Origin of the sequence: Cohnella sp. 56 (assembly GCF_037963805.1) — a bacterium.
Lineage (GTDB): Bacteria > Bacillota > Bacilli > Paenibacillales > Paenibacillaceae > Cohnella.
Map to the genome: position 1 here is coordinate 479,656 of NZ_JAZDQE010000002.1, position 18,272 is coordinate 497,927.

The following is an 18,272-nucleotide window of genomic DNA, read 5'->3' on the forward strand; positions in this document are numbered from 1 at the left end:
GTCGGCGGCGCGATTCGGAGTTGATGGAGAATGGCCGATCGATCGGCGCAAGAGACGGATCTGTTCGCCATACCGGTCACGAAGATCAAAGGCGTGAGCGCCCCCAAGGCGGGGGAGCTTCACGCCTTGGGTGTTTCTACGGTCGGCGAGCTGATCGAGTATTATCCGTTCCGCTATGAGGATTACCGGCTGCGGCCGCTTCACGAGGTGAAGGACGGGGAGAAAATTACCGTGCAGGGCCGGATCGAGACGCTGCCGTCGCTGCAGCGGTTCGGCGGCAAGTCGCGGCTGCTCTGCCGGGTGACGGTGGAGGGACTGCTGCTGACGGCCGTTTGGTTCAACCGCGCATTTCTGAAGGATCAGATGGAGATCGGCCGGGACATCGTGCTGACGGGCAAATGGGACCAGCGGCGGCGCCAGCTCACCGTAGCGGAGTCGGAGTTCCCCGACAAGGGCGCTGGCCGTACCGGCACCCTGCAGCCGGTGTACTCGATCGGGGGCAGTCTCACGCAGGTGTGGATGCGCCAGCGCATTGAGCTTGCGCTCGCGCAATACGGCGCGATGATCCCGGAGCTGCTGCCGCCCGAGCTGCTGGATCGGCATGGGCTGATGCCGCGGCGGGAGGCGATCCACCGCATCCACCGCCCGGAGAATACACGCGAGGGGCAGGAAGCCAGGCGGCGCATGGTGTACGAGGAGCTGTTCCTGTTCGAGCTGAAGCTGCAGGCGTACCGCGCGATGAACCGCAAGGCGCCCGACGGCATCGCGCACAAGATCAGCAGCGACGACATCCGCGCGTTCGCGGCAAATCTGCCGTTCGAGCTGACCGAGGCGCAAAAAAATGTCGTCAACGAGATTACGCGCGATATGAAGCGGCCGTTCGCGATGAACCGGCTGCTGCAGGGCGACGTCGGCTCGGGCAAAACGGTCGTGGCCGCGATCGCGCTGTACGCGACGGTCAAGGACGGCTGCCAGGGCGCGCTGATGGTGCCGACGGAGATATTGGCCGAGCAGCATGCAAGATCGCTGAGCCGGCTGTTCGAGCCTTACGGCATTCAGGTGGCGCTGCTGACCGGCAGCTCCACCGCGCGGGAGCGGCGGGACATTCTGGCTTCGCTGCAAATGGGGCTCATCGACATCGTGATCGGCACGCATGCGCTCATTCAGGAGGACGTCTTTTTCCGGCGTCTCGGGCTTGTCGTCACGGACGAGCAGCATCGCTTCGGCGTCAACCAGCGCAGCATCCTGCGGCGCAAGGGACTCAATCCCGATGTGCTGATGATGACGGCGACGCCGATCCCGCGCACGCTCGCGATCACCGTGTTCGGCGATATGGATGTGTCCACGATCGGGGAGCGGCCCAAGGGGCGCAAGCCGATTCTGACGTACTGGGTCAAGCACGACAAGATGGACCGTGTGCTCGGCTTCATCCGCTGCGAGGCGGAGATCGGGCGGCAGACGTTTTTCATCTGTCCGCTCATCGAGGAGTCGGAGAAGCTCGACGTGCAAAATGCGATCGATCTGCACATGCAGCTGCGGCAGGCGCTGCCGGAGCTGGCGATCGGTCTGCTGCACGGCCGCATGTCCTCCGCGGAGAAGGATGCGGAGATGGCGCGGTTCGCGGCGGGCGAATCGACGGTGCTCGTCTCGACGACAGTCGTCGAGGTCGGCGTCGACGTGCCGAACGCGACGCTCATGATCGTCATGGATGCGGACCGCTTCGGACTCTCGCAGCTGCATCAGCTGCGGGGTCGGGTCGGGCGGAGCGACCACCAGTCGTACTGCGTCCTGATCGCCGATCCGAAGTCGGAGAACGGGCTTGAGCGGATGCAGGCGATGACCGACACGGACGACGGATTCGAGATCGCGCGGCGCGACCTGGAGCTGCGGGGACCGGGCGAGTTTTTCGGGACGAAGCAGAGCGGGGTGCCGGAGTTCCGGCTGGCGAACCTGATGAACGACTTCGAGGTGCTCGAGCAGGCACGCGACGATGCCGCCGCGCTCACGGCGGAGCCGTCGTTCTGGACGTCGCCCGCATATGCGGGCCTGCGCGACTACTTGCGCCGCGAAGCGCCGGACTACAGCGAGCCGCTGGATTAGACAGGCGGATGCTTCTGCACAGGCGGGCTTACCGGACAACCGGCTTCCTGTCGCAGGCGCATCTTTCGCGCTTCGCCGGAGACATTTCCCTTCTTTTGCCGCATACAATATAGGAGCCTCGCGAAGGGAAGTGGGCAGCTGTGAGCTGGCAAAAGTTCGGCATCCGGCCGGATCTGGTGGAGCGCGTCAAGTTCAAGATGAAAAATCCGGCCACGAAGGATAGAATCAAAGCGCTGCTCGACGGGGTAACCAAAAGCGATCTGCAGGATCGAATTAAAGTTAAGCGACTCGTCAAATCGTCGGCCAAGGTGCTCGGCGAGCCGCTGACGGATGTGCAGGAGGAGCAGCTTGTGAACTTCGTCATCGCGCAGAAGATCGATCCGAAGAGCACGCTCCATCTAATCAAGCTGTGGGCGATGTTCCGATAACGAGCGTCGGCCGGACGAGAGAAATGCGGCATGGCCATGGATGATCGAACAGTGAATAGGTGTCCCTGGAGAGTGGTCCTGCCACTCTCCTTTGTTTTGCAGCGGACTATAATTCATTTTGTTGGCGAAAAGTTGAACGGAGGGGGCCTGATCTTCGAAAAGGGTTGATTCTCGGAAGGGATGTTAGCGCCTTCGCAAGAGGTGAACCGAAATGCGGCTCGGCGAATGTGTCTTTTGATGATGCTTGGGTACTGTTCCCTCCCTGATAGCGATCTCAAGCCACGCATTGACAAAACCCGTCATTTGGACGATATTTAAACATACAAAAGCATAACGGTCGCGAAGCACGCGCCCTTTGAATGTCTTGTCCCGTGACGAGCGTTCAGAGCGGCGCGTTTTTGACGTTTGCTGCTGCGATGAACATCTGCTTGCATGGCGGCCATGCTATAATGGAAGGAGCAATGTCGTGATGACAAAAAGGTTAAACCCCGGCAACGATTATTTGTTCTGTCGGCTGTTCGGGGAGGAAGAGAGCAAGCCGCTGCTGATTGGCCTGCTGAATGCCATATTGTCCCGCACCGGAGCGTCGGCGATCACCGATGTGACCATCCGGAACGGGAAGCTGCTGACCAAGCGCCTGCTCCAGGACAAGGACAGCGTACTGGATATTCGCTGCGAGACGGCCGGAGAGCAGATCAACGTGGAAATGCAGGTCGGCCCCTACCGCCATATGGAGAAACGCAGTTTGTTTTATACGGGCCGAATGCTGACAAGCTCGATCCGGGCCGGGGAAGACTACGCGAGGCTTAAGCGAACGATCGGCGTTAATTTGCTGGACTATGCCTTGTTTCCGATCACTGGCTATCATCATATTTTTCATTTATATACAGACGGGGAAGAGCGGTACCGGCTGACGGACTTGCTGGAACTGCATTTTCTGGAGCTGCCCAAGTTTCGCGCCGCTGCTTTCGCCGCCGAGAACCCTTTGCACCGCTGGCTGCGTTTTTTGGATCGCCAAGCATCCGACCAACAAATTAAGGAGCTGACTGCAATGGACGAGACGATCAGAATGGCGGAGGAACGGCTCGCCTACTTGAGCGAAGACGATACGACGAGAATGCTGTACGAAGCCAGAGAAAAAGCGGAGCGCGACCGGATCAGCTTCCTGAAGGACGCTTGGGAGCAGGGAAGCGAGGCAGGCAGAGAAGCGGGGAGAAAAGAAGGAATACAGGAAGGGATACGCGAAGGCATTGAGACGGTGGCGAGAAATCTGCTGCGCGAAGGGACGGAGCCGCCGACGGTGAGCAGGGTGACCGGATTGCCGCTTGAGATCGTGCTGGAGCTGAAGCGCGATGCGAGGGCCTAAGGTGCGTGCATCGGCCATGTATCGAAGGCCGATGCACGAGCTGGAGGGACGGAGCCGGATTTAGAACAGCTCGCCCTGTCCGTCGTCGGGATCAAGGCAGGACGGATCGTCGTTCGCCACACGTCCCACCCGCCGGCTGGCGGGTGAGAAGATCAGCTCCGCCGGATCCAGCGGGATGGCCAGCTGCAGCACCTGATCGGGATGCTGGATGCTGCGATCCAGCCATGCGGCCTCATCACGCGGGTGCAAAATGATGGGCATGCGGTCATGAATCCCGGCGAGATGCCCTTGGGCGGCGGTCGTCAATATGGCGAACGAATTCAGTCTGCTGCCGTCGGGGGCCGTCCAGGTCTCATAAATCCCGGCCATGCTGAAGGGAGCGCCGTCCTTGCGCCGGATGCGCAGCGGGCGCTTGTCGTCCGCCGTCTGCTGCCATTCGTAATAGCCGTCGGAGGGGATCAGACAGCGCTTGCGGCGCAGCGCTTCGCGGAAGGCCGGACGCTGCGCGACGGTCTCGACCCGCGCGTTCAGCATCTTGCTGCCGATCTTGGGGTCCTCGGCCCAAGGGGGCACCAGCCCCCACTTGAGCAGGCCGAGACGATTGCGTCTGCCGTCGTTCACAACGGCCGGCACCAGCTGGCCCGGCGCGATGTTGTAGCGGGGGCCGTAGGGCGAGCCGATCGCGTCGTCGGCCATATAGTAGGCGAGCAATTGCTCGAACGAGATCGTAATCGTGTAGCGTCCGCACATTGTCGGGCAGCCCTCTTTCTTTTTGCGCCGGGACAGGCTTTTGTCCACAGTATACCGCAGCTGCCGTGGAAATGCTTACGTTTTGGCCGGTGCCAGGCTCTCCCGGCGGGCTTCCCGCGCCTTCTTGCGGTCCAGCGCCTTCAGATGGCGGGAGATATCCCCGATATAACGCGCCAGCTGCACGCTGATCTCCGAGCGCAGCACCTCGCGGACGATGCCGAAGCGTTCTTCGTAGCCCCGGCATATGTAGTGATGGTAGATGACGAGGTCGACCTGTTCGTCGCTCGTCAGCCGGATACGCCTGCGGGACAGCTCGCGGCGAAGCTCGAACAGATCCTGCGTGATCAGATCCATCAGCACATGGGCGCCCGCCAGATGAAGCCGTCCCAGCAGATTGCCCGTCCGTTCGATCTCCTCCATGCTTTTCTGGACCATGGTGAGCATATGCGGCAGCAGGATGACATCCCGGATCATCCGCAGCTCCGCTGCCGTCGGATGGCCCGAAGGCGGCGGCGAGACGGCGTGCTCCTCCTCGTACTGCTCATGATGCTCGGTGAGCAGCAGCTTCGAATTCCAGCGATCGTTGCCCTCGAGCTTGCTCATTTGTAGTGTCCTCCGATCTGCTCCGCCCGTTCTCTAGCCACGCCGGCCTCCAGCAGGGAGGAGGCCCGCATGATGGCATCGCTGCCGTAGCGGTTCTTGATGTAATCCGTGGCCCGTTCCATCTCCAAGATGGACTGCCGGTCTTCGAACAGGGTGAGCTGGTCGACGCCATCGTCCGACAGCCCGCCGAGCGCCACGGTCAGGCGGCTGACCGGCAAGCCGCTCCAATGCTCTCGCAGCAGCTTCAGCGCAGCGGCGGCCACCTCGTGGGTGAGCGCGGTCGGCTGGGGCAGCTGCGTCTGGCGCCCGAACCCGGACGTGCGCGTCCCGTCCGTCTCCGCCGCGCCGACCGAGACGACGCTGCCCTTGCACTTATGTCGCCGGGTGCGGCGGCATACCTCCACAACCAGCTCCAGCAGGACGACCTCGATATCCTCCAGCTTGCGGTACAGGCCGCTGCGCAGCGCCTTGCCGTGGCTGATGGACTTGAGCTTGTGCCGGATGCCGGCCACGACCGGGCTCGGATCGATGCCGCGCGCGGTCTGCCAGTAATATTCGGCCTGAATGTCGCTCTGCTTCTGCATCTCGCGGCGCATCCGCCGCTTGAAGTCGCCGAGCTCCAGACGCGCGATATCCCCGATCTTCACAAGACCCATCCGGGAGAAATGCCGCGCCATGCGGGAGCCGACCATGAACATATGGTGAACGGGCAGCTCCCACAGCGTAGATGCGAGCGTAGCGAAAGACAGATCGTATACGCCGCCGCTCTCCTTTTTCGCATAGTTGTCCAGCGCCATCTTGGCCAGCACCTTGGTCGGACCGACGCCGATGCGGACATTGATATTCGTGGCGAGCTTGACATAACGCTGGATCAGACGGGCGATCCGCTCCGGCGGGCCGTAGGCGGGGATCGAGCCCGTCACGTCGAGGAACTGCTCGTCGATGCTGTACGGCTCCACCTGGTCGGTGTACATTTCGTAGATCGCCGTCATGAACAGCGAGATGCCGATATACGTCTGCATTCGCGGACGGATGACGACCAGGTCAGGGCACTTGGCCAGCGCCTCGCCGACCCGCTCGGCCGTCGTGACGCCCCGCGCCTTGGCGATCGGGCAGGCCGCCAGTATAATGCCCGAGCGTCGGGTCGGGTCGCCCACCGCGACGGGCCGCTGGTCCAGATCGCGCCGCCGCGCCTTTTCGATGGAGGCGTAGAAGGACTGTCCGTCGATCAGAAAGATCGTACGCTCAGGAGGCATGATGCTTCACCGGCCTGGCGCCCAGAATGCGGTTCGCCGACAGCGTGCGGAAAGCTCGCTTCCCCCAATCCAGCACGCGCACCTTGCCTGCGCGCACCGAGAATACGGCAACCGTCCGCTGCGTGAAGCGGCCCTTGCTGTCCTCGTAAATGATTTCCACGTTTTGCCCGACGTATTTTTCGATATTGATTGGCACGGCAACTCCTCCTTGGCAATGGGGAACCCCTAGTTCTAACTGAAGAACATTTGTTCTTATCTTAATACGAACTAACGTTCCCTTACAAGGGCTAAAATATACCGATTGTCCAATCGGGACTTAAAAATTTCTGGATGCTGCAGCTCAGAGGGGCCTAGAGTATCGACGGCGAATGTCATCGAGCGTCGTAAGCCCAGCTAGGCGCCCTCAGCAGGCAATTCATACAAAATCGGATCGTATAAGGGAAGCTATGCTGCGCATGCAGATTGCCCTTCTCAAATAAACTTGGAGGAATTCCAATGGCCCGGAATCCGACGTTCTGCAGGTCTTGTTCAACGGCAACGTGTCCCTCTCTCGTTTTGAGGTTCAATGCAGCCCCCTTCAGCGAGCTCCCGAAACCGGGATAAGTAGCATTCGCGCTCCGTGCGTGAGGACAGAATGAGTCCTGCCTGTTTCCGAATCGCGTTTACCCGATCCGGAAATGGAGAGATTGAACATGTACAAGCGGTCGACAATGTGCCGTATGGCAGTGTCTATTTTCATAATTGGTATCGGGACGAAAGAGAAACCGGGGGGGTGTTTCTTCAGAAGGCTACCCATGATTTTGATTGCATTAATCATCTTATTGGCTTAAAGCCCGTATCTGTCTGCGCGGTGAAATCGAAGCAAATTTTCAAAGGAGACAAACCTGAGGGGCTTTATTGCAAGGATTGAGCTGAATATCATACTTGTCCGGAGAGCCCTTTGTTCATTCAATTTATCCAATAGTTATTTCTCAAAGAAATGATGAAAAGCATAGAACGGGCTGGAATTGGTGGATTCCGGCCCGTTCTTTTGTCAGTTGGTTTGCTGAAGATGAACACTGCTTTTTTTTCGATGGCGAGCTACTCTTCGACATCCGCAATCCGGCGTTCCTTGGCCTTGAGTTCGCGCTCCTTGTCCATCAACTACTGCTCGAGCTCACGAACCCTTTGGGCGCTGGCTAAAAGGTTATTCTCAAACGTCCGATACTTCGCCGGCCAGCCGTGAAGCGTACTTGCCGGAATGTTCAGCTCCTGGGCGATATCCCTATCGACTTCGTCTGTTTTTGCGTGTACTCTACCGTACGCTGTTTAAATTCTTCGTTAAACCGTTGCCGCTGCTCATCAAAGTGAGCACCTCCTCGATACATCTATTATCGTAATACCCTTGAGTAGGTGTCCACTTTTTATTCTAGTTGCATTTTTTCGTTTTCTTGTCCCTGTGATCGATCTCCTCTCGTTAAAAGTTGGCCTATTCAGTTAATCTCCGCGCCAAGCGGTCCCGCCAGCTCCTCGAGATAGAACAGCGTGCCGGGCAGCGTCGGCATAAAGGTGGACGGCAGCCAGCGGTCGGGACCGTGGCGAAGCGTGGTCCACAGAGAGAGGCCCTGCCACTGCATGCCGCGGCCGAGAGCGCCGTCGCAGCCGCCGAGGATGCGGTCGGACTGCAGGAACAGACCGGGACCGATCGTGTTGGCGCGGCACGGGACGAGTGTCGTGCGGCTTTTGAAGCTGGTGATGGCATTCTGCTCGATCGTCAGCGGGTGAAGCTTGGCGGCGATACGGTGCGTCGCCGCGGACCAGGCCGCGTCGTCCGCGAATTCGCCGCCGAAATGCGGCTCCCAGAAGGCGATGTGCATCGCGCGGCCGATGCCGAACACGGTGATGAGCTCGGCGCCGCCCGCCTTAAGCGCCGCGATCTTGCCGGCGTAGGTCGGCAGGTTGTCGGCCGTGGCGAAGTTGCGCTGGCCCTCCGGCACGGCGAGCTCGCCGAGCGGGAGGAAGAACGCCTGCTCCATCGCATACTGGAACGAGCCGGGATTGTCGGACGGCAGCGTCCGGCCCTCCGCGTCGCTCCATTCGTCCATGTTAAACGTGTGGAGGTGCCTGCAATCCGTGCCCCATTGCCGCAGGAAGTGGGCGGTCCACTTGTACATGCCCATCGGACCGGCAGGCAGAATCATCGCCAGCTGCCGGCCTTGCTCCTTAGCCGTACGAATTTCCAGCGCGATGGCATGCCCCAGCTTGACGTCGAGCTCCCCGACATCGGCGCAGCCGACCGGTGCGAATGCCGGATGCCAGAACGGCTGGCGCTCGCCGATCGTCTCCGGGGCTTGGTCGCAGCAGGCGTCGATCCGGGCCAGGTCCCAGCCTTCTGGATAGAAATTTTCCAGAAGAGAGCCTTTTATTGTCGTCATGAGATCCATTCGAACAGCTCCTTTTAAGTGGTCAAATGTGATAGGTTTTAAAAAATCGTTTTTGTCATCTTCACGGCAGCAGCCGCTGCGTCGGGATGCGCGGCCACGCCTGGCAGGCTTTGAATCCCTCGGCATAACGGGCGCCGCATTGCAAGCCGCGGAACTTGGAGACGGTCCTCACGAAGTCGAGAAAATCGATCCCGTCGTGCTCGTACAGCCATTTGATCTGGCTCTGGTGGCTGCCGTTCATGGCGATCTTGGCCTCGATCTCGTCCGTGATGTCCACGTACTCCGTAGGCAGGAAGCCAACGCCTGCGAGCGTGTCCATGTAGTAGATCGGCGGCACTTTGTCGTGAAAAGGAAACGCGGAATCCGGCGCATAATGCGAGATGGAAGCGGCGAAGCTGGCATCGAAGACGGCGCGCGAAACTTCCATATGATCCTTCATATAATCCTCGGGCGGATGCGTAATGATATAATCCGGGCGCACGCGGCGGATGAGGCTCACGAGCGCCTCTATCAATTCGTCCTGGTCGGCCTTCACCGACAAATCGGGGATGTCCAGGCTCACGACCTCCGCGCCGATCAACGAGCCCGCTTGGCGCGCTTCCTCCTTGCGGATGTCCCGAAGCGTTTCGGTCGGTATCGTACGATGCCCTTTGTTCCCATTGGCGACATGCGCCATCGTTACGCAGTGCCCCTGCTTCGCAAGCTTGGCAAGCGTCCCGCCGCATCCGATCTCCAGATCGTCGGGGTGGCAGCCCACGGCAAGCACGTTCATATCTGATCAGCTCCTCATGGCTTATGGGGCGAGCGCGATCCCATTCGCTATCATTGTAGAGGCGAAGCGCGTCGTACGATTTATCAAAAAGAGCGCGGCTTGTAGCAATTGTGCCGGATCTGCACGTCATCTTTTTCGTGGGATGCTATAATGGGGGACAGATGAAAGGGATTTCAGAGCATGGGGTGAAAAAATGGAAGGCGCACAATTTGCAGCAAAGCGGAAGAGCGGAGCCGAGCCGGCAGCCGGACGGATCGCGCCCGCGGCCGATGCCCGGGACAGCCTGCACGGAACCGGCGGGTCTAACGATAGCGACGCGACAGATAAGCATGCGCTCAGCATCGCCTATCCGCGGACCAAGCTGCAGATCGGATTTTCCGTCCGCAGACTCGTGTCCTTCCATTACTTCGAATTCGCGCCGGACTTCAAGTTCGAGGGCGAGAAGCATGATTTCTGGGAATTCGTTTACGTGGACAAAGGGGAGCTTGAAGTATTCGCGGATACGGAAGGCTTTTTGCTGAGACAGGGCGATGTCATCTTCCACAAGCCGGGCGAGTTTCACGGCGTGTGGGCGAACGGCATTCGGTCCCCCAACGTGATCATCGTATCGTTCGAGTGTCCATCGCCCTCTATCGCTCATTTTAACAACCGGATCTTATCGCTGAACGATCGGCAGAAGGAGCTGCTCGCGCAGCTGATCCGCAGCGGGTTCGCAGCATTTCTTCCGCCGTACGACGATCCGCTCGATCATACGCTGCTGCGCAGACCTGACGCGCCCTTCGGAGCTGAGCAGTCGATCAAGCTCTATCTGGAGCTGCTGCTGATCGACCTGTACCAAGCCGGCTGCGAGCCGGCGCGCGAGCAGCGATTGTCCAGCGCCGTCACGATCCGCGGCGAGGCGGATCTCGCGTCGCGGATGGTCGCCTATCTGGAAGCGAATGTCGAAGGCCAGGTGTGGCTCGAGCTGATCTGCCGTCAATTTCATATGAGCAAGACGCATGCGCTCGCATTGTTCAAGAAGTGCAAGGGGCTCAGCATCATGAGGTACTACCGGCAGCTCAAGATCGAACGCGCCAAGGCGCTCATTCGCGAGCAGATGCATACATTTACGGAGATCGCCGCCATGCTGCACTACCAGACCGTGCACAATTTCTCTCGCCACTTTCGTCATGAGACAGGGATGTCTCCGTCGGAATACGCGCGTACGGTGCAGGCTCGTCGCTGAAACGGCTGCAAGGCCTGCATGATCTGCAAGTCTCCGCCCCGTTTATTAATTATCCACGAGGGTGGCGAGCGACTAATTGCTCAATTTCATTGCAGGGCTAGATTCGCGGGAAGATGAGAAAGATAAGCTTCAGGAGCTGCTCGTGCCATACGATGCCGACGAGATGCGAGGGTATCCCGTATCAAAGAGCGTCGGATCGGAAAAGAATACTGGCGCGTCGCTCTTGTAAATAGGAGACACCAGCATTTATGTCATTGAACATATGGAGCTATAAACCGTAAATATAAAAACGGGTCAGCCGGAATCGGCTGACCTTATTTTGCGTAACACGCGAAGAGGACGAGAGGACGAGAGGGCCGCCTGGATACGGACGGACCGCGCGCCGGCTTTGCCGAATCACGGGTATGATTGATGATCCGTATCGCGGCGCCTGTACATGCTCATCAGCTGGTCCGCCTGCAGCTTGCCGGGCAGCTCGACCGCGCGGTCCTGGTACCAATAAGCGGTGGAGGCATACCAGTACGGCTTCAAATGCTGCGGATGCCACGGATTCAGGAAGTTAAACCGCAGGCTTTTCTCGAATGCGATCGCATCCCGCTCGTGGAAGCGGTACATGCTGATCATCGACCGCAGCGCGTCCTTGAGCGGAACGCCGTGAAGGTCGGCATAATATTCGCCCTCGCGGAAATACCAGCCCCCGTTGAAGTAGTCCTCAAGTCCGGTCCCGACGATCGTCGGCGTTTCTTTCTCTTCCGTATCGACGAAGACGTATTCCGGCGCTTCCAGAAAACCCAAATAATTAGAGGCTTCCCCTTGCATGGACAGGCTGCAGCCCACGAAATGTCCCTTTCCCTTGGCTTCAAGAAGCGGAAGCGGGTCATCCGCTTCGAGCCGTCCCGTCCGGAAAAGCGCATGCAGCCGGCCCGCGCCGTCGGGCAGCGTATCGTACGCGTCGTAATTCGCGTTGAAAAATACTTCGACCGGAATGCTCGCATGCAAATTTTCGATCTCGATGCGCACCTGGTTGTACGGCATCGGCAAGTAGCAGTAGAACCCGCCGCTCGACATCCCCAAGTACTTGGAGGTGTAATGCCGGTACTCGCAATGTCCGATGCCGAAAAAGTCCCCGATCGGACATTCGACGGACGGATACGTCTGCCCGTCCCAATAAATGCGAAGGATCAGTTTTTTCAAGACGGACGCATCGTTGCTCGCGCCCGTGTCCCAGTGCCGCCAGAACCAGCCGGGAAACGTCAGCCACAGGCGGTTGATGATGCCCGGACGGTCGCTCTCGGCGACCGTGACCGTTTCGCCCGGCTGCATCTGCTTCGTTTTGCTTTTTTTGGCCGGATCGAACGTCGTGAACTGTCCGGACCGGGCCGAACGCATTGCGTACAATTCGGGAATCATGCAATCTCCTCCTATGCCGTCTTTAATTATGGCCTGTAATGCTCGTCAGGAATATAACACAATTTTGTTAATCTTATCTTTTCATATCATTTAAGCGGCGAAAGAGACGATTTGGCGACTTTCAAGTTTACGAGGCGGACAGCCCCGTGTATAATCGGTCGCAAAATATCGCGATACCGTCTGGAGGAACGTTCATGATTCAACAGCATGCATTCACCGATCCGCCTTCGGCATACCGGCCGGCTCCGCTCTGGGTTTGGAACGACGATATGAACGCCGAACGGATCAAGGAGCAGCTGCGCGAGCTGAAGGCAGCCGGGTTCGGCGGCGCATTCGTTCATCCCAGGCCGGGACTGGTCACCGAATATTTGTCCGAGGAATGGTTCGCGCGCTGGGCGGATGCGCTGGCGGAGGCGGAGCGCCTGGGCCTTAAGCTGTACATCTACGACGAGAATTCCTATCCGTCGGGGTTCGGCGGCGGCCACGTGGCTGCCGAGCTGCCGGACTGCGCGGCGAACTCGGTGTACATCCGCAAGGTGGGCATCGATGGAATACCGGCGCAGTCCCAACGTCCGTCGCCGGCGATGAATCGTCCGGGACATCCGATCAAGGTCTACGCTTGCGAGCCTGCCGGGACATCCGCGGACAGCTTCATCATGACGCGCGATCTCACCCATGCACCGGCTGCCGAGTGGGCCGAACACGGCACGCAATTCGTCATCCTGGAGCTTGGAACGCCGCAATCGACCGCATGGCTGGGCGGCTTTCATTACATGGATCTCCTTCGTCCGGAGGTGGCGCCAACGTTTCTCTCCACCACCTACGAAGCGTACCGGCAGCGCTTCGGCGACCGGTTCGGCGAAGCGGTGCCTGCCCTTTTTACCGATGAACCGGCGATCTCGGGCAGTGCGGTGTACGCGTCCGGACGCGATTGTCTGCCGTACAGCTACTGGTTCGCCGCCGAGTTCGACCAGCGGAACGGCTACAGCCTGAAGGATCATCTGCCGTGTCTGTTCATGGAAGCCTCCGGCGCGGGCATCGTCGTCGATTCGGCCAAGGTGCGGTACGATTACTACTGCACGGTGCACGAACTCTGGGTGAACAATTATATCCGGCCGATATCCGACTGGTGCACAAAAAACGGCATCGCATGGACCGGCCATTTTATGGAGCACCACTGGCCGTTCCCCTCGGGCATGGCTTCGCCGGCGGTCATGTCGCTGTATGAATATATGCAGTGGCCGGCGATCGACTTCCTGATGACCTTCGCGCTCACGGACAAGCCTTACAGTCAGATGATGCTGACACTGCGGGAGGTGCACAGCGCCGCCAACCAGTTCGGCAGGCAGCGGGTGCTGTGCGAATCGTACGGCGCGGGCGGCTGGGACTCCAATCTCGCCGACTACAAGCGGATCGGCGACTTCCTGTACGCAGGCGGGATCAACTTCCTGAATCAGCACTTCACTGCGACGACGATCGCAGGCGCCCGCAAGCGGGATCATCCCCAGTCGTTCGACTGGCGGCAGCCCTGGTGGCCGGAATACAAGGCGATGAACGATTACTTCAGCCGGCTGTCGTATCTGCTCTCGCCAGGGAAGACGGTCAACCGCATCCTGATCATCCATCCGACGCTGACCGGTTTTCTCGTATCGCCGGCTGACGAGAGCGGTTCGCTGGAGGAACCGGAGCGCCCGCCGAGCAATCCCGATATGCGGCCCTATCTCAAGCTGCTGCAGCATCTCACGAACCGTCAATGGGATTATGACTTGGGGGACGAGTTCATCATGGAGCGCCATGCCCGTATCGAGGGGGCCGGCCTCGTCGTCGGCCAATGCGCGTACGAGACCGTCGTATTCCCGCCGGGGATGCAGACGATCCGGTCGGGCACGCTGGCGCTGCTGGAGCGATATATGCAGGCCGGCGGCACGGTCGTCGCGCTGGGCGAGCCGTGCGTCCGCGTCGACGGTGCGCGAAGCGATGCGGCCGTGGGGCTGGCGCAGCATCCGAACTGGCGGAGGGCGGCATCGCCGGAGACGGCGGAGGCGGCGCTTCGCGCCGCAGGGGCGGCTCCGCGCCTCGCGGGCGTGCCGGATACCGCCGAAGGCATCCAGCACTTGCGCCGGGAAATGGACGACGGGTCTGCTTTTTATTTCATCATCAACAGCGCCCGGGAAGCGTTCGGGGAGACGATCGGGATAGAAGGGGGCCGTGCCGAGCGCTGGAACCCTTGGACGGGCGAGATCGAAGAAGTCTCCTGTTCGGCACAAGGGGGGCTGCTCCGCATCCGGCTGGCGCTCGAGCCGATCGGCTCGGACTTGATCCGCGTGTATCCCGCGTCCGCCGGACAGGCGGGACGAAGCTCCGGCTCCGCGGTCGCGCAGGCGGACGATGCGCCAGCAGCCGCCGATGCGCCAGCAGCCGTCCAAGCGGCATCGCTGCAGGTCGCGCGCATCGTCCCGGAAGCGGACAATGTGCTGGTGCTCGATTATTGCGATCTGTCTGTCGGCGGCCAGCAATACCGCGGCCTTCATGTCATCCATGCGGGCTGGCTCGTCTACGAGCATCACGGCTTCGAGGCGAATCCGTGGGACAATGCCATCCAATATAAAAGGCGTCTGCTCGACCGCAACCGGTTCGGCGCAGGCAGCGGGTTCACCGCGATATTCCGCTGTCATATCCGGCGCGGGCAACTGCCGGGGCGTCTCCGGTTGGCCGTGGAGCGGGCGCCCTTCTACAGCCTGTCCGTCAATGGCCATGCCGTGAGCTGGTCCGAGGGAGAGAACTGGCTGGATCATCATATCGGGGTTGCCGACATCGGGGCTTGGCTGAAGGAAGGGGATAATGTCATCGAACTTGCCGCGAGCCCGTTCGATATCCGGCTGGAGCTGGAGCCTGTCTACCTGCTCGGCCCGTTCGGCGTATATCGCGACGAAGGCCGCTGGACCATCGGCAAGCCGCAGCCGCTGGCGCTCGGTTCATGGACAGCGCAAGGGTACCCGTTCTACGGGCATGCGGTCGATTATCATATGGAATTCCATAGAGACAGCCTGCCGGGCGAGGCGGTGCTCGCGATCGGACAGTGGCAGGGCTCGGTCGTCTCCGTCACCGTGAACGGCCGGGCGGCCGGCATGTTCGGCGTGGGCACGGGAGACCGTCTGCCGATCGGCCGCTTGACGCGGCCGGGGCGCAACGAAGTCGTCCTGCGCGTATGCGGCAGCCTGAAAAATCTGCTCGGTCCTCATCACGACGAGGACCGTCCGCGCAAGAAGGCATGGCCGACCTATTGGAAAAAAGCGCCCCTGCACGGTCCGCCTGCCGCGGAAGCCTACGATTTGCTGGAGCTCGGACTGCTGGAGCCGCCTAAGATAGAATGGACGCCCGCAAGCTACGAATAAAAAAGTTCAAGGCAGCTTATGGTCGTCTTCCTTGTAGGCAGACTGCGTGAACAGCGAGGAACAGAACCGGCTCAAGCTGTAGCCGGTTTTTTTCTTGAACATTTTTCCGAACGTATGGACATCGCTGTACCCGACGCGCGCCGCGATCTCGCCGATGCTGAGTCCGGTGTGCAGGGCCAGCTCCTTCGCCTTCTCGACGCGGACATGGATCAAGTACTGGATGGGCGTCATGCCGAACGTCGTCCGAAACTGCGCGATGAGGTAGTCGCGGCTGAGTCCCGTCAGCTCCTCCATCTGGCGAATCGCCACATTTTCCCGGTAATGCTGCAAAATATGATTTTTGACCAGTACCATCTTCGCGAAGTTGTGGCGCTGTGCCGCGGTCGACTCGTCCCGGACGCGCTCGTGCAGCATCCGGTTAAGCTCGGACAGCACGTCCATCAGCAGGGCCTGCGCTTTGAACTGCGAAGCAAGTCCGGGCTGCTGATAGGCGATGACCAGGCCGGTGAGCTTCTCCTCCAGCTCCCGACCGGTAAAGTTGCCCATGTCGTGCGAGGCGGCAAGCAGGCTGTCGATCGGGAACGCGACGCTGCCGAAATGAAAGACGACGGAAATGCAGACATACTGTGCGCCCGGCAATGTCGTAATCTCGTGACTCTCGCCCGGCCGGTGGAAAATAAGATCGCCGCGCTTCGTCTCGTACACGCGGTCTCCGATGCGATAATCGGCGCGTCCGCCCAGATTGTACTGCAATTGGAACTGCTTCAGCACGCGCGGACGAATGCCCCAGCCATCGGGCGCATGGAACACATGCGCAAGCGTGATATACGGAGGGAAGTAGACGTCGGCCAGGTCATCGATCGTTTCGCTGGGACCTTTGAAAAACAAAGGACGTTCTTCGTGCACGGATCGTACCTCCTCTCCTGCGGATTTTGTTTAGCTTACTGTCAAAATACCGATTTTGGCAACCATATTGCCGATCCGGACTAAATACAGGGTGCGATTGTGTGAATAAAATTGAAGTTGCAAGCGGTTCCGAAGCGAGATCCATCACAGATGAAGGAGATGAGCAGGTTGGCTGCCGAGATACGAAAGCGGGATTACAGCTTGACGGGTCCCGAAGGCAGGCTGGCGGAGGAGCGCGGCATGGTCGCTGCGCAGTGGTACCAGTCGCCGATTCCGCGGGCGCGGATGAAAGAGCTGATGAGACGCAAAGACGGACCCGCCGTCCGGGATACGATTCTATGGTTCGCGCTGCTCGCCGCAGCCGGCTGGCTGGGCGCGGTGACTTGGGGAACTTGGTGGGCGGTGCCGGTATTCGCGATATACGGCATTCTGTACGCCACGCCCGGCGACTCCCGCTGGCATGAATGCGGACACGGCACTGCCTTCAAGACGCCGTGGATGAACGAAGCGGTGTATCAGATTGCATCCTTTATGGTGCTGCGGTCGGCGACGCCCTGGCGGTGGAGCCACACCCGGCATCATACGGATACGTACATCGTCGGCAGGGACCCGGAGATTTTGACGGAGCGTCCGCCAATCTGGCGCATTCTGTTTATGCAGATCCTGCATCTGTACGGCGGTCCTCTCGAGATCAAGCGTTTTTTTCTGCATTGCTTCGGCAAGGTGGACACACATGAAAAAGAGTATATCCCGCAGTCCGAGTTCAAAAAAACGTTTCTGGAGGCCCGAATCTATCTGTTGATTCTGCTGGCCATTGTCGCCGCCTGCATCTGGCAGGGCAGCCTGCTGCCGGCGATGCTGGTCGGTCTGCCTTCGTTCTACGGCGTCATCCTGGTGCTGCTCTTCGGCATCACCCAGCATCTCGGCCTGTACGACGACGTGCTCGATCACCGGCTGAACTCCCGTACGATGAAGCTGAATCCGGTCCTCAGGTACTTGTACTGGAACATGAACTACCACGTGGAGCATCATATGTTCCCGATGGTGCCCTACCACGCGCTGCCCGCGCTGCACGAAGCGATGAAGGACGACACGCCCGAACCTCGCCCGAGTCTGTGGGCGGCGCTGCGGGAAGCGATCGGCGCGATGATCCGGCAGGGCAAGGACCCCAGCTACGCGGTGATCAAGCCATTGCCGGAGACGGCGCGTCCGTATATGTACGGCCTCCAGGAGATTCCTTATATCACGGACAGAATCAGACAGGCAACGGGCCATACCAGCGGAAAAATGGATACGGAGGGGGACACGGCATCATGGAAGCAGCATGGATAGAAGTGTGTCAGGCGGACGATATCGAGCAGGAGGATGTCATTCGCTTCGATTACAAGGACCGCACGTTCGCGGTGTACCGGTCCGAAGACGACGCGTACTATGCGACCGACGGGTATTGCACGCATGAGCGGTTCCATCTGGCGGACGGCTTCGTCATGGGGAGCACGATCGAATGCCCGAAGCATAACGGAAGATTCGACTATACGACCGGCAAAGCGAAGAAAGCGCCCGTATGCGTGGATCTGAAGACGTATCCGGTCAAGGTGGAAAACGGCAAAGTTTATGTGAGCGCGGATGCATAAGCGC

At 59.8% G+C, this 18,272-nt stretch carries 16 protein-coding genes; 8 read left to right on the forward strand and 8 right to left on the reverse strand.

Annotation, left to right across the window (positions count from 1 at the left end; translation table 11 throughout):
* Positions 1-30 precede the first annotated feature (30 nt).
* The 3 genes from recG to VQ071_RS05095 all read left to right on the forward strand — a co-directional run bounded on the left by recG (position 31) and on the right by VQ071_RS05095 (position 3,894).
* Positions 31-2,100: an ATP-dependent DNA helicase RecG gene (gene recG / locus VQ071_RS05085; protein ID WP_340512774.1), complete on the forward strand. Its 2,070-nt coding sequence runs from the start codon at positions 31-33 to the stop codon at positions 2,098-2,100.
* 140 nt (positions 2,101-2,240) lie between these two features.
* The gene (locus VQ071_RS05090; RefSeq protein WP_340512775.1) at positions 2,241-2,528 is read left to right on the forward strand and encodes a stage VI sporulation protein F; all 288 of its coding nucleotides are present in this window, start codon (positions 2,241-2,243) and stop codon (positions 2,526-2,528) included.
* Between the two features lie 469 nt (positions 2,529-2,997).
* Positions 2,998-3,894, forward strand: coding sequence for an Rpn family recombination-promoting nuclease/putative transposase (locus VQ071_RS05095; protein WP_340512776.1), 897 nt, complete (start codon positions 2,998-3,000; stop codon positions 3,892-3,894).
* A gap of 60 nt (positions 3,895-3,954) precedes the next feature.
* Here VQ071_RS05095 and VQ071_RS05100 read toward each other — a convergent pair whose 3' ends face one another.
* From VQ071_RS05100 to VQ071_RS05115, 4 genes are all read right to left on the reverse strand, one after another.
* Positions 3,955-4,644: an SOS response-associated peptidase gene (locus VQ071_RS05100; protein ID WP_340512777.1), complete on the reverse strand. Its 690-nt coding sequence runs from the start codon at positions 4,642-4,644 to the stop codon at positions 3,955-3,957.
* Positions 4,645-4,719: 75 nt separating this feature from the next.
* The gene (locus VQ071_RS05105; RefSeq protein ID WP_340512778.1) at positions 4,720-5,247 is read right to left on the reverse strand and encodes a hypothetical protein; all 528 of its coding nucleotides are present in this window, start codon (positions 5,245-5,247) and stop codon (positions 4,720-4,722) included.
* On the reverse strand, positions 5,244-6,503 hold the full coding sequence (locus VQ071_RS05110; protein WP_340512779.1) for a DNA polymerase IV: 1,260 nt from the start codon (positions 6,501-6,503) through the stop codon (positions 5,244-5,246). The genes VQ071_RS05105 and VQ071_RS05110 overlap by 4 nt, the downstream gene beginning before the upstream one ends.
* Positions 6,493-6,699 (reverse strand): hypothetical protein, encoded by a 207-nt coding sequence (locus VQ071_RS05115; protein WP_340512780.1) that lies wholly within the window; start codon positions 6,697-6,699, stop codon positions 6,493-6,495. The genes VQ071_RS05110 and VQ071_RS05115 overlap by 11 nt, the downstream gene beginning before the upstream one ends.
* A 438-nt stretch (positions 6,700-7,137) precedes the next feature.
* On the opposite strand from VQ071_RS05115, the gene VQ071_RS05120 reads away from it, so the two are divergent.
* Positions 7,138-7,413 (forward strand): Gfo/Idh/MocA family oxidoreductase, encoded by a 276-nt coding sequence (locus tag VQ071_RS05120; RefSeq protein ID WP_340512925.1) that lies wholly within the window; start codon positions 7,138-7,140, stop codon positions 7,411-7,413.
* Positions 7,414-7,975: 562 nt separating this feature from the next.
* On the opposite strand, the gene VQ071_RS05125 is transcribed toward VQ071_RS05120, so the two are convergent.
* Positions 7,976-8,926 carry a glucosamine-6-phosphate isomerase gene (locus VQ071_RS05125; RefSeq protein WP_340512781.1) on the reverse strand — a complete coding sequence of 317 codons (951 nt, stop codon included), beginning with the start codon at positions 8,924-8,926 and terminating at the stop codon, positions 7,976-7,978.
* Positions 8,927-8,987: 61 nt separating this feature from the next.
* Positions 8,988-9,698, reverse strand: a complete 711-nt coding sequence (locus VQ071_RS05130; protein WP_340512782.1) for a PIG-L deacetylase family protein — start codon at positions 9,696-9,698, stop codon at positions 8,988-8,990.
* A 193-nt stretch (positions 9,699-9,891) separates the two neighbouring features.
* Here VQ071_RS05130 and VQ071_RS05135 point away from each other — a divergent pair, with 193 nt between their 5' ends.
* Entirely contained in the window at positions 9,892-10,923 is a 1,032-nt protein-coding gene (locus VQ071_RS05135) for an AraC family transcriptional regulator (protein ID WP_340512783.1), read from the forward strand.
* A gap of 396 nt (positions 10,924-11,319) precedes the next feature.
* Here the strand turns inward: VQ071_RS05135 and VQ071_RS05140 are convergent, their stop codons facing one another.
* Positions 11,320-12,333 (reverse strand): glycoside hydrolase family 172 protein, encoded by a 1,014-nt coding sequence (locus VQ071_RS05140; protein WP_340512784.1) that lies wholly within the window; start codon positions 12,331-12,333, stop codon positions 11,320-11,322.
* 194 nt (positions 12,334-12,527) lie between these two features.
* Here VQ071_RS05140 and VQ071_RS05145 point away from each other — a divergent pair, with 194 nt between their 5' ends.
* The gene (locus tag VQ071_RS05145; protein ID WP_340512786.1) at positions 12,528-15,728 is read left to right on the forward strand and encodes a glycosyl hydrolase; all 3,201 of its coding nucleotides are present in this window, start codon (positions 12,528-12,530) and stop codon (positions 15,726-15,728) included.
* Positions 15,729-15,734: 6 nt separating this feature from the next.
* Here the strand turns inward: VQ071_RS05145 and VQ071_RS05150 are convergent, their stop codons facing one another.
* Entirely contained in the window at positions 15,735-16,634 is a 900-nt protein-coding gene (locus VQ071_RS05150; protein WP_340512788.1) for an AraC family transcriptional regulator, read from the reverse strand.
* 168 nt (positions 16,635-16,802) lie between these two features.
* On the opposite strand from VQ071_RS05150, the gene VQ071_RS05155 reads away from it, so the two are divergent.
* Positions 16,803-17,966 carry a fatty acid desaturase family protein gene (locus tag VQ071_RS05155; protein ID WP_340512789.1) on the forward strand — a complete coding sequence of 388 codons (1,164 nt, stop codon included), beginning with the start codon at positions 16,803-16,805 and terminating at the stop codon, positions 17,964-17,966.
* Positions 17,948-18,268 (forward strand): MocE family 2Fe-2S type ferredoxin, encoded by a 321-nt coding sequence (locus VQ071_RS05160; RefSeq protein WP_340512790.1) that lies wholly within the window; start codon positions 17,948-17,950, stop codon positions 18,266-18,268. Before VQ071_RS05155 ends, VQ071_RS05160 begins: the two co-directional genes overlap by 19 nt.
* The last annotated feature ends 4 nt before the right edge of the window (positions 18,269-18,272 follow it).